The organism is Turicimonas sp. TL08, assembly GCF_054660695.1.
Genome location: NZ_BAAGDP010000001.1, coordinates 158,797 through 171,316, shown reverse-complemented (window position 1 = coordinate 171,316; position 12,520 = coordinate 158,797). Strand labels below are relative to the sequence as shown.

The 12,520-nt window shown below is 44.9% G+C and carries 6 protein-coding genes; all 6 read left to right on the top strand.

Features of this window, described 5'->3' with window-relative positions:
* The first annotated feature begins 352 nt into the window (after positions 1 to 352).
* The 6 genes from ACYQ4O_RS00790 (at position 353) to ACYQ4O_RS00765 (ending at position 12,511) form a co-directional block, all read left to right on the top strand.
* The gene (locus ACYQ4O_RS00790; RefSeq protein WP_281523646.1) at positions 353 to 1,336 is read left to right on the top strand and encodes a DUF7146 domain-containing protein; all 984 of its coding nucleotides are present in this window, start codon (positions 353 to 355) and stop codon (positions 1,334 to 1,336) included.
* Between the two features lie 208 nt (positions 1,337 to 1,544).
* Positions 1,545 to 2,567: an AAA family ATPase gene (locus ACYQ4O_RS00785; protein ID WP_281523647.1), complete on the top strand. Its 1,023-nt coding sequence runs from the start codon at positions 1,545 to 1,547 to the stop codon at positions 2,565 to 2,567.
* 151 nt (positions 2,568 to 2,718) lie between these two features.
* Positions 2,719 to 3,867, top strand: coding sequence for a DUF3150 domain-containing protein (locus tag ACYQ4O_RS00780; RefSeq protein WP_281523648.1), 1,149 nt, complete (start codon positions 2,719 to 2,721; stop codon positions 3,865 to 3,867).
* Positions 3,868 to 3,932: 65 nt separating this feature from the next.
* Positions 3,933 to 5,555 (top strand): VWA domain-containing protein, encoded by a 1,623-nt coding sequence (locus ACYQ4O_RS00775; RefSeq protein ID WP_460174444.1) that lies wholly within the window; start codon positions 3,933 to 3,935, stop codon positions 5,553 to 5,555.
* Between the two features lie 218 nt (positions 5,556 to 5,773).
* The gene (locus ACYQ4O_RS00770) at positions 5,774 to 7,060 is read left to right on the top strand and encodes a hypothetical protein (protein WP_277030786.1); all 1,287 of its coding nucleotides are present in this window, start codon (positions 5,774 to 5,776) and stop codon (positions 7,058 to 7,060) included.
* 6 nt (positions 7,061 to 7,066) lie between these two features.
* The gene (locus ACYQ4O_RS00765; RefSeq protein ID WP_460174443.1) at positions 7,067 to 12,511 is read left to right on the top strand and encodes a hypothetical protein; all 5,445 of its coding nucleotides are present in this window, start codon (positions 7,067 to 7,069) and stop codon (positions 12,509 to 12,511) included.
* Positions 12,512 to 12,520 lie beyond the last annotated feature (9 nt).

Here is a 12,520-nt window from a genome sequence, read left to right as displayed (position 1 = left end):
GTTCGTAAAAATACCCGCTACTCCATTACCCCTTTATCAATATCATTTAACTTACCAAAATAATGAGTGGCTCCCAAGGTATATATACAATTTATACTTTCAGATAAGTTTTCATTTTTTCTGCATACAACCGCAAATCACCTTGAGTAGGTCGTCTTTTTTTAATTTTTTGATTCCTGTACAGTTCGCAGCCAATGGTTGTCGACCCTCATCGACCGGCTCCGAGAAAAACCGTTAAGAATTTTCTGTTTTCTCAAAAGCCCATCTTCGGATGGTTCATCAATTCACCAATCGGCGGATTCCCTTTCCGCTGTGCGGTAACAGAACGCCGAATTTTTAAGGATTTTTAATCATGCAAAATTCATTCCAACCTTCTGATGAGTTTCAGCAGCTTGTTAAAGCTCAGCTCAAAGGAAACTGGAAAAGCGTTCTGGAGCAGCATTTAGGAGAAGAAGTATTAGCTAAACCGAATCAGCCTTGTCCATTCTGCGGAGGCAGCGATCGTTTCTCTTTTACTGACAAGTTCGGCAACGGAGATTGTTATTGCCGCCATTGCGGTCATCGAGACGGCATTAAAGTGATTATGGATTTAACCCATAAGAACTTCTCCGAAGTAATCGTTTCATTGGGACTCCAACTTGGAATCTCGGCGGAAGTTTCTTCAGAAGCAAAGCCGAAAAAAGCCAAGTCACGTAAAACTTTTACCTCGAAAGACTTATGGAATTTAGGATCTCCGATTGAAAAAGATACGTCCGCGGATCGTTATCTTTCTTCAAGAGGATTAAATGGCCGAAACTTCCAATCACTTCGTTTCTTTGATCATTTGCGTTACTCAGAAAAGTCTAAAGACGGATCTTCCTGGGAAGAGAAATACTATGAAGGTATCCTCTGCCGGATAGATTCTTCAGAAGAAGAATGCTTCAACATTCTTCGGATTTACGTAGACAACGGACAAAAAGCCAAAGTCAAGGCTCCAAAGAAAGTCTTTGGTAAAGAAATCTCCGGCGGCTTCATCAAGCTCGGAGAAATCAATTCTAACGACGGCAAGCTTGGATTAGCAGAAGGAGTTGAGACGGCAATGTCTGCAGGTATTCTTCACGGAATGCCGGTGTGGTCGGTTATCTCGGCCTTCAACTTTAAAAACTTCGTCCCTCCTGAAGGAGTTAAGGAATTGATTATCTTCGCTGATAACGATTCCAACTTCGTCGGACAGAAAGAAGCGTTCACCGCGGCTTCTGTCCTTGCTCAAAAATACAGGTCTTTGAAGATCTCGGTCGTCATCCCGCCTGAAGTTAATTCAGATTGGAATGATGTACTTCTCTCTTCAAAGCGATAGTTCAAACTTCGTTTGAAATACCCAAGCTCCTCTGAGAGCTTCGTCACATAGACAAAGCTGCGCCTGCAGTATCAGAGAACCCGTGTTCGTAAGAACACAAAAAAATTCGTGAAAGACGCTAGACGGCTTTCTTTCTTATCCCTCCGGGGCTTACGCCCCGGTCACATGGGGTGCCCCTTTTTAATTTTCTTTACTAAGGAGTTATCTCATGTTGAATATGGTTTATGACAAAGAAGTCGCCATGACTGAATTTGGTTTGCGCAAGCCGGGCTCTGTCTTGGGATTTTCGAACGGAAATGCGGACCAGTCCGTCTTGGCTCTCATTCCCGAACGTAATCCGCATTATGTCTTTCAGCCTCAGCAGCTCGGCATCATGACGATTTGGTGGGAAGCCGCACCCGATGAACCTTTGTTCATCAGCGGCCCTCACGGTTCAGGCAAAACTAGTTTCGTAAATCAGTTTTGCGCTCGGGTCGGTGCTCCAGTTGTTTCATTAACAGCTCGCTCCCGGCTCGATAGAACCGATCTCATCGGCCACTACATCATTGATAAAGACAAGAGCATGCGCTTTGTCGACGGTCCTTTAACCAGGGCTTGGAGATACGGCATGGTCTTTCTAATCAATGAAATGTCAGCGGCACCTGCTGATCTTTGGCTGTCAGTCAATGAACTTCTTGAAGGTTCGCCTCTGTTTATTGAAGCAACCGGAGAAGTCATCAAGAAGCACCCTCGGGCGCGGATTGTAATGACAGACAATATCAGAGGTATGACCGACGACAGCAGCGGTCTTTATCTTGGAAGACATCTGCAGGATCCGGCAGTAATGGATCGCTGTTGGAAATTAAGGATGGAGTATATCGATGCTTCTGCAGAGATGAAGCTCATTGAGAGCCAAATCCCTGATATAGAAGTCCACGGTATGACTTTGCAAACCTGGAAAAAAGAGTTCGCTCTTCGGCTCAGAAAAGCTGCCGCCAAAGTGCGCGAGGCTTACAACGGAACTCCCGGTGTTCAGCCGATTGAAGCAACCATCTCTACGCGGGTTTTACTGCGCCTCAAAGATCTTCTGATAATTTCAGGAAGTTCCGGGAGACTCAGCGTCAGAGAGGCCCTTAATTGGGCCCTCCGGATTGCACTGACTGAAGCGGTCGATAGAACCAGTGCTTTAACAATCGAAAAAATTGTTGAAGCGGAACTCGGCGATATCTGCACGCATCTGGCAGCGCCTTAATTTCTTCGGAAGCCTTTTAGGCTTCCGAGAGACTGCATACGAATTTCACTTCCGGTGAAAGCTTGCAAAAGATTTTCACCACCTCGTTAACGGGGCTTTATGTCCCGTTAACGAGGGCCGTAAGGCCCCTTTTTACCTTAAGGATGGTCTTATGACAAATACTTTATTTGACGGTCTCCTTCATGAGGAGCCAAAGGATGTTGCTTCAACCGATAAAAAGGAAGCAGCAAATTTCAAACAATCGTTAGTGATGGTTTGTTTCCGGATCTCGGTCTGGACGGGAACCACAACGGAACAATTATCTGTTGAGGATGGCTCTGAGAGCATACTCCGCAAAAGAATTGTTCCTAGCGAGATTTTGAAACCGTTTACGGATTTGCGTAATAGGGCCAAACGGTTCTGCAAGCAGCACGGCGAAACATATCTCAACGGATATGTAATGCCGGCTGATTGCGCCCGGATGGCTTTGGATGAGTTAAAGGAAATCAGAGCGTCGTTTATTAAACAGCGGGATGAACACTTTGCTCATGCATACGAAAAAATGCGGGAGGCACGGGCTCAAGGAATTATTCCTCGGGGCTGTTCGGATCTGGTATCCGTCCCTTCCCTCAAATATGTCCTTGGGCATATTCGTTTCAACTATGACGCATTTTCTCTGGCAAGTTTTAAACACGGACATTCTTCTTCGTATGAATCTTTCCTCACTGACTTCTGTCAGCGGATGTCAAACGAAGCTCAGGATATCGAGACTTTGCTGAAGGATTCTCTTGAGATTCCGGATGCCCTGCTCTACCGGTGTTTAGAACTGAGCGAAAAGCTTGATACATGGAGGCGTTCCCACCCTGACATCGGTACTGCCGCTGTCAAATTAAAGGGTGCCTACATCGTAACTGCCCAGAGACCTAAGGCTATGCAAACTTCTGAAAGGATTATTGATGCGCTGGATTCGATTACTCGTCTGGAATCAATTGATTTTTTCGGCAAGGGCCAATGTCCTGCAGAGGACACCGCAAACGGAAGAGTGCAGGTCAATGTTCACGGCATGGATATACCTTCTTTTCAATCGGATTCGACTGAGCCGGCAGGCAATACTGGCCAAGAGAACACCGATGACTGTCCGGCAATAGCCGAGACAGCACTTACCTCAGAAGCAAATTCTGCTTCTCAAGTCTTTGCTTTGAGAAATGCTTCAGAGGGAAATGACTCTTCATCTTTGGGAAAAGATGAAGAGCCCGTGAAGAAATGGACGTGTTCCGTGGATTCTGTCTTAGCACGAGGCCGAAGCCTCTTTATTGGTTAACAACGCTCTGAAGCGGATTCCGGAGAAGATTTTCTTCTCCGGGTCATCTTCGAAGGAGAATTCTAATGGCTATTGATAAAAACTTTTTAACTCTTGCAGAGATTCAAAACAGCATTGCAAATTTTACCGGTGTGAATGCCAATAAACCGGTCAATCTAAATTTCGGGGCGGAACACGCTTCTACAGACGGCAATACGATTCACCTGCCTAATGTAGATCCGAAAGACGCTGCAGCCACAACCATTCTGTTCGGTCATGCAGTTCATGAAATTGCTCATGTACTGTATTCCGAGTTTGAATGCTTGGAAGACTGTAAATCGTTTAAACCGCTAGTCAATGTTTTAGAAGATATCCGCATTGATAAAGCCATGGCAGACCGCTGCCCGGGTTCTTATCTGATGCGCCGGGATCTGTACGAAACTTTTGCCAAGCTCGGCAAACTTCCTCTCGCAAAAGAAGAAGATTCTCCGCTGAGACTGCTGTGTTTAGCGCTTTACTGGCATTTAGTTGACAAGGTGCATTGTTTTCATTTGGCGGATCTTCCGATTCAGCAAACAGAACAGGTGTTCTGCAAAAAGTATGGACGAGCGCTATTTACTCGTTTATGCACAATGGCAGAACCTGCTGTTAATGCTTCATGCACGGCAGAAATCATTGAGATCGCCCGAAAAATTTTGGCTAAATTTGTTCCTGCCGGATGTCCGAGCGCTCCTAAAGAAATCGCTTCGATGGGAACGAATCCTCGGCTCTCTCCGGTGGAACAGAAATTTGCCGAAAAGAAAGCGGAAAAATTTCTGGAGGCTGCTTTTGAGGATTGTCATGATCTTGATCTTGGCAAGAACTGCGAGCAGTTGTTGGATTCCAAACAATGCGCAGAAGACTTTTCTTCCGAAGAGCCTTACGGCTTTGCCGTATGGACTGTAAAGAGAGATGAATTTATGCGTGAGACTCCTGGAAATTTTCTGGCGGAAGCCAGAGAACTTTGCGGTCTGCATTCCAATAAGCTCAGAAGATTCTTTCAGGCTGAAACGTTAACTGATTCTTTAAGAGGAAGAACAGGAAACTTTATTGACTATCCGGTTCTCAGCCGCATTAATGTGGGTGACAGCCGCGTATTCAAAAAAGAAAATTTTGAGATTCAAGAATCTGCTGCCTGTGCTGTTTTATTAGACAGAAGCGGTTCAATGACTCAAGAGATGCTTGAAAAAGCAAAACTCTGTGCTTATTCCGTAGCAGAAATGTTTGAGTCTTTGGAAGGCTGTGTTTCCTCATGTTATGCCTTTCCCGGCTTAACTAGAAAAACACTGCTGGAAGTTAAAAACTTTAACGATACCTGCAGAAGAACCGTGTCCCGTTTTGCTTCTATCAAAGCATTCGGATTCACGCCCGTCGTTGAGAGTCTCAATACGGCAGCCGTCCAGCTTTCGATGCGCCCTGAGGCAAAGAAAATCATTTTTATCATCACCGACGGACTTTGTCCCGAGGCCGACAGGATAGAAAAGACCGCTTCTCTCCTAGAGAATAAAGGTTTTGAGATTCTTTGCATCAATATCGGCGATGATGTTGAACGCTTGTTTAAGTATCAAGAGACGATCACTGAAGTAAACCAACTTGCTCCTAAAGTCTTTCAGCTCCTAAGTAATTACTGGAGTAAAGAAGACCAAATTAGGCGGCAAAATCTTTCTTAGCTCTTGAATTACCCTAGGGGTAAAGCTAAGCTCTCATAGGTAGTAAAACCCCCAACATACCGTTGGGGCCCCGGGAGTACCGGCCAAGTTAACACCTATGAGAGGTTGCTATGAAAGAAACAAACATTAGTTCTAAAAAGATTTCCTCGAAAACTATTTGCCAACAACCGTTGCCATTTGTTTTTTCGATTAACCGGCTCGCAATCACGATGACGTATATGTTTCAAAAAGACGCCCTGCCACAATCAACTCTGACCCAGTCAGAGCTGATTGAAGCGATGTGCACATTTGCTTATCGTGTGCCATATTCTGTCGTGGCTGCACCGGATATCAAAAAGCGCAAAACCGGAGTTTCTGCCCTGCTTCCTTCCATTGCATTAATTGAAGAGGCCGTTAACGGCATGCTCGCAATGGATGGGAAAAGAATTGTGGCTGCGGAAAAGAGATTGCTCAAATATCTTCCACACTTCAATAGCAAAGATTGTTGGCAAGCGGTTTTGAAATATGTATTTCTTAACGAATTCCATAAAGGAGTCACTGACGATATTGCTTTGAGCAAAAAGCTGTTTGCTCTGCCTAAAGGCCATTTTCAGAGTTTGCAGGATTATGTCCTCAAAAATGAGAAAGTTCCTTTGCCTTATCAACTCGCCGGAGGTTTAAGAAAAAAAGATGAAAGACTGAACCTTAATGGAACAGTTGACGAACATCTTTGGATGGTAGCGTCTTGCAAGTCTTATCGTATAGCGACTCGGCCCATCGTCGAAGAATTTTTTAAAAAATTGAAAACTAAAGAAAAAGACCCGACCTGGGATCACGACATCTTTAAAGAAGTGTTTTCCGATGCCATTACTGATGCCTATGGGAACAAATTGTCGCTTCCTAAAACAACAGAAAATTGGGAAAAATGCATTTATAAAATTGCCGCCAAGTTAAAACTTTTTCCGTCCTATATAACCGAAGGAGAGTGGATAGGAGAGGTCCAAAACGACAAAGAATTCCAAGCAGAAAACACACCTGTGGCATGCAGACAATCCGGACGCAAATGTCACTGCAAAGTGATCCGTTTCTTGTGCGATATCATGACTGTTTTTAAATGGGGGCGCACCAATTTCAGTTTCTGTAAGAGAGACTCGGCCGTTTACACACTTTACTTGACCAAGCATCTTGCGTTTTGGAAACTGAACTTTACCAGAGGTGCCCACAAGAGCCTTAGTTTTCCTATCTACGAATCAGGTGAAAGTCCTCGCTGCATGTTATTGAGGCCGAAAAGAGTTTGTTCATTCTTAATGCATCTCTCCCCAAAGTATGGTTCCCAGAAATATCTTTATTGGTCGTTTGCCAACTTTGCCAAAAATTATCTGGACGATTCAGAACTTGAGAAATTCTCCGAAATAAAAGCCAAAGGGGAACTGGAAGAGACAAACGATACTAAATACAGCCAATACCAAGGTGCCAGCGGCAAACATTTAACTTCTTTCATTTTGAATACTCCTTACCACTGTTAAATACAAATGCTTTCCCCTTCCACCTCCCAGCACATTCACGCAGCGGATTTTGTCCGCCCGCGTCCTTTTTCTGAATTCGTTCAGAAAAATAAGGACCGCTTGAATGTACTTAAGAGAAATTGGCCTTATGGATCCAAGTTCTCAGAGGTACTTCATGTCGTTCGAGAAGTGCAGGCGCACCATCAGCGTCTGCCCCTTCACGAAGCTTCAGATTACGACCATGAAGAAGGAGCAATGCACTCCGCTTTGGATTTAGCTAACGAAGCTCTTGTTCTGCTTAAAGGCATTCCCGTTCATATGGACTTGCCATTGGTAAAAAGAGAAGAACAAAAAGAACGAGTTTTCTTTTCCATTGTCCTTTGCGCTTTATTCAGCAACATTGCCGACGGCGATGTCCGCTACCGCATTGACGGCTTTGATGCGGACGATAACCGCACCACTAAGACACCTTGCCTTCCCTTAGCCCGATTCTTCGAAAAAGATCACGTAAGAGTTCGCCTATGGAAAAAAACAGAGCCGGATTTTCATCTTTATCAGTCTTATGCCTCCCGAATTCTTCACGAAGCAGGAAAGAAAATTCTGGATAAGATTCCTGACCATGAATTTTCCTCTTTGTACGGTTTTGTCTGTGCCTTTGTAGAAAACAGAATGAAGGATGCCCAAAGCCTTGACCCGATTTTATTCGACTGCCTTTTAAGAGCTAAAAAGAAAATCTCGGACAGAAACCATTTATTGAATTCCGGTTATCTGGATGATCGTACGGCTCCGACTCTCAAGAGAGAGCTCTCATTAATTCTTTCGGAACTCTTTAAGAACGAATGGTCTATTGATACGGGCGGAGCCCTGCGCAACAGCATGGTTCTTTTCCATGCAGGCAAAGTTTACCTTCGTTACCCTGAGGCCTTTTCTCACATTGAAGAAAGGCTTGACAGCCGCTGGGCAGATTCTCCTATTCCCATCAACCCGAAGAAGATTCTCTCCTATATGACCAAAAGCCGTATGGTTGAACAAGAATCCAATTCTTTGATGATAAAGCTCAAATTTGTTGAAGAACCGGAACTTCCGGTACAGAAGACTAAGACGGTAACAGTTCAAGCCGATGCCGTTTCCCTTTCCAACCCTTCTCAGTATTTAGCAGAGGGAACCAAAACACGCGAGTATCACGAACAAGACCGTGTAAAGAACAATCTTTCCCGACTGGTTAAAGAAAAAATTCAGTATGGAGAAAAGGATTTAAGTGGACTCGAACAAGAAACCTGTGTCGCCGAATACGATATTTCTTCAAATAGGTCTTCAGATAAACAAACCGAAAGAAGCAAAGGCTTCTCTAAGCTGTTTGATGCGATTTTGCCTGTTCTTAAAAAGGATGCTGATTCAAAGAGCAAAATTAATAAAGACTCCGAGCCGAAATCTCCGGCAGAACTTGCCGTAATTAAGGCCAAACGATCCCGAAAAGATTCTCTAATTAATCAAAAAACGGAAGAAATCAAAACTCAGCTCTCCGATGAGAATGTTTATCCCTACGCTGACAAAAAGGCCGCTGCCACCAAGCCTGCTCCGGGAATACAGACATTAACGAAATCCGAAGATACCGAAGTAGTGCAGCCTTCCCCGAAGGAGCCTTCTCAAGTAGCCGCCATGTCTTCCACCGAACAAGATTCAACTACCAGTGAATCTTCAAATGTAGAGGCTGATAGAGCGACCGAAGTCAACTCTTCTGAGCCTGCAGGCATTTCCTTAGGCAGTCGCTTAAAAGGTTTTGGAAGGAGCTTTACTTCAAAGTTTCAAGGAGTTGTTGCGTCTATCAAGAAGGTTAAGATTTTTGAATTTTCCAAAGAACCTTCTTTAAGTGTGCCGACAGGCGATAATGTCTCAGCTGAAGATGGTATTTACTATGTTGCCCCTACTAAAGCTGCTTCTAAAGACAAAGTTTCTTCTACAGAAGAAATAATGGCTTCTTCAGCAGAGCCGACAGTTCACGAAGCTCCCGAGAATTCTTCCGAAACCAAGGTTTCTCCAGTTTCTATGAAAGAAGCGGAACCTCTCAAACAGGCGACCGTTTCAATTGATTCTTCTTCCATTGCAAACCTTTCTGAGAAAGCGGAGCTTTCTCAGTCCTTAACCGAAACCGAAAAAAACTTCTCTTCCGAAGAAGACTCTGTTCATTCAACTCAGGAGCAGACGGGCTCCTTAGGCTCCCAAAAATCGTTGGAACCAAAATCTCCTGAAACCAGTACTGCTGGCCAAGAAAATTCCGCTTCTGCCGATTCTTTAGAACCAAGTAAAGAATCACTCACCTCCCTGGTAGCTACAGAAGTTTCTTCAGCAGAAAGCAGTGTAGAAGACCATTCAAAATCTTCGAACACACCGGCTTCTACAGTTGAAGAAGCTACTGAGCAAACCGTCCGGAAACAGTCTGACCAGCCCTCACAAAATAAGGCTAAAACAGAAGAAATTAGACCGAAAGCAGAAGTTCTACCTTCTGAATTATCAAAAAGCTCCGCTTCCTCAAAGGATGTAAGTCCGAAAGGAGCAATCTCTTCTGAATTTAAAGAAGAACAAAAAGAAAACGTAAAAGCCGCCAAAGCATCTAAGGATGTGAAACCTGTTTCCGGCTCATGCTCCTTAGAAGGAAGCGCTAAAACTGCAAATAACAATGGAGTAGAGGATTCCTCTGGTTCCTCTCCAAACAACAAGCAGTCAAAGGAACAAACAGCCCAATTAAAGACATCTTCGACTAAAGAAAAGAACTCGAACAAATCATCCTCTGAGGCCAAGAAGTCTTCTAGACAAGAAAATACTAAGCAAGTGCCCACTACGAGCGCAACAACCAAGAATGCTTCTCCCAACAAATCCGCCAAGACAAATAAGGCTGAAAATGCTGCCAAGGCTCAAGGCCAGGTTAAATCCGTTTCTACTGAGTCAGTTTCTAATAAGAAAGCAGATTCTGCCATTGCGTCTGGACAGGCTTCACACAAGCTAAACTCAAACACTAAGAATCAAACCGTAAATGCACACGAAGCTTCTGCTCAGAAGAAATCTGAGACTCAAATGACAGGAGCTGACAGTAAGCCTTCGCAACATGTTGCAAACAAAAAGAATTCTGAAAAAGCTGCCTCCACGGGAACCGAGAAACTCAGTACCCATAATAAAAATCAAAAACAAAGCGCCCTCCCAGCGACCTCCTCAACTGCTAAATCCAAGCCGATTAGCAGCGAAGGAACAAATTCTGAAGGCCAAACAAGAACCGACATTCGTAATGAAGCCGTAAAACAGCACAATAAAGAAAAAGCCGCTGCCGCAAGAAAAGAAAACAAGAGAGTTAACGACATTCTTGCCGTTGCCGGCAAACCTAAAGCAGAACTCCAAGGTTTGACTCCAATTACTGGAGCTAAAAAGTCAAAGATCGAATCTGTGGCTGCGTCCTCCGCTTCGAATGAAGCTTCCAAACAGAAAAAGACCGAAAGTCAATTATCTTCTTCAACTAAGAAGAATCAGCCGAAGGCATCTTCCAGCAAAACTTCTGTCTCCTCCGAAAAAGGAAAAGTATCTACTTCAACTGTCAACAAGAAGAAGGCAGGAGAAGAAAAAATTACTTCAGAAGACAAAGACTTGTCCTCCCAGAAGTTGTCTACCCAGAAGAAGACTATTAAGACGTCGTCTCCTGAGAAGTCGTCTCCTCAGAAGACACCTACTCAAAAACCAACTACTGAAGAGAAGGCCACTGAAAACTCCCCTACTGGAAGTCATTCTCCTCAGAAGTCTTCTTCTGCAAAGAAGACGAATGCAAGCCAGAAAGTTGCTAATCAAGTTTCTCCCTCCTCGCTGTCTCCTGCGGAAAACTTGTCCTCTCAACAGGAATCGTCTCCTGAACAGAAGCCATCTTCTAAGGAACATCTCCTTTCACGAGAAACGGTTTCCGCAGAGTCTGCCTCCCCTTCTCCGGCCTCCTGTACATCTTCTCCGACCATCCCCGCGGGAGATAGGGCTCCTACTCAGAAGAAGGCGTCCCCTACTCAGGAGGGGGCATCTACCGAGAACATCTCCCCAGGCGAAGAAGTTTCTCCAGAAAAACAATCATCTCCCGCTAAGCGCATACTTACTTCGACAAGCCTCCCTTCCGAGGATGAGCCTGCCTTGGTGGAACCGGTGCCTACAGCTTTTATCAATTCCAATAAAGAGGAAAAGAAGACTTCCGCGGAAGAGAAGACGTTAAAGGAGACAACCCTAGGAGAGAAGGATCCAGAGAAGCCGCTCGCAGAGAAGTCGGCAGCGAAGAAGATAGCCGAGGAGAAGACACCTTCTCAAGAAAATTCTTCTCCTGAAGTCTTGCCTACTTCTTTAGAAGGCAACTCTACGGTAGGCGAAGTCCTCCTTCTGCTTTCTCCCCTTTTCAAGGAGGAGCATACTGCCGGCGTAGGTCTTCCTATTTCTTCTGAGGAGGCAAAACTCCTCTCCCCCTCTTACCTCCTCTCCCCTTCTTTAGAAGAATCATCTCGAGCAGGAGAACAGGAAGAAGTTTGCAATACTCAGACTCAAAAGGAAGAAAAGCCCTCTTCTCGTACGGACATCGTATCCGATAAGAACGTAGTAAAGAAAAAATTTATCTGCCCTCAAGTCACCGAACTTCAGTTGCCTTCGAAGCCTTTGCTTCTTTGTGCTCCGGCATCTGTTTCCATTGCAGAACAAAAATGCGCCGTCGACAGTCAAGAAGCTGAAGCAGAGTCTGATTCAGACAAGATTTCTCTTGAAGAGGGGCTAGCTCAACTGTTTTCCATGGATATTAAGGACTTCTTTTCCGAGGATTCAGAAGCCGACGCTGATTTAAGCCGAACCGCTAAGGGACAGTCCAGGGCACCTGCTGTGGCAAAAGCAATCAAAGAATTCATCCCGGATCCGAATAATCCGTTGGTGGCTAAAGGAGCTCAGTTTATTTATTCGGTTTCTGACGAGAAGATATCCGATGATGAAGAACTTCGCTCGAACCGTTCTGCAAAGGCTACAAGCTCTAAAGTCCAAGCAGGCTCATCTTCCGGCTCCAACAGATTATCTGAAGGAGCCGCCAAAGCCGGGCATTCTCCTGCGAAAACGTCCGTTGACCCTACTTTAGGAGGTCAATGCGTAATCACGCGTACTCATATGTTTGGGTCTTCTTCTGCCGGAAGAGAATACCAAAGCGGAATACTGACCATCAGAGCCAACGTAGCCAAGCTGACAAATCCGGAGACTAAAGAACCGGCCAAACAGCATACCGGCAAGAAAACTCGCGCTCAGAAAATCAAAGAAGCTCAATTGGCAACTATTCGGGGGCAAACCAAAAAAGAGGTCAGAGACAAATCCCAGAAATCCGGTCGCAAGCACGGCAAGAAATCTGAACCGCCGGCGCCGCTCCCCAGCAAAATCTCTCACCTGGGTGTGAGCTTGTTCGCAAGCAGATTCGGATTGAAGTAATAACGCCTG

What these genes read in the sequence shown, in the direction of transcription:
- ACYQ4O_RS00790 (WP_281523646.1), top strand. Translation starts at nt 353, where the DNA reads ATGCAAAATTCATTCCAACCTTCTGATGAGTTTCAGCAGCTTGTTAAA.
- ACYQ4O_RS00785 (WP_281523647.1), top strand. Translation starts at nt 1,545, where the DNA reads ATGTTGAATATGGTTTATGACAAAGAAGTCGCCATGACTGAATTTGGT.
- ACYQ4O_RS00780 (WP_281523648.1), top strand. Translation starts at nt 2,719, where the DNA reads ATGACAAATACTTTATTTGACGGTCTCCTTCATGAGGAGCCAAAGGAT.
- ACYQ4O_RS00775 (WP_460174444.1), top strand. Translation starts at nt 3,933, where the DNA reads ATGGCTATTGATAAAAACTTTTTAACTCTTGCAGAGATTCAAAACAGC.
- ACYQ4O_RS00770 (WP_277030786.1), top strand. Translation starts at nt 5,774, where the DNA reads ATGTTTCAAAAAGACGCCCTGCCACAATCAACTCTGACCCAGTCAGAG.
- ACYQ4O_RS00765 (WP_460174443.1), top strand. Translation starts at nt 7,067, where the DNA reads ATGCTTTCCCCTTCCACCTCCCAGCACATTCACGCAGCGGATTTTGTC.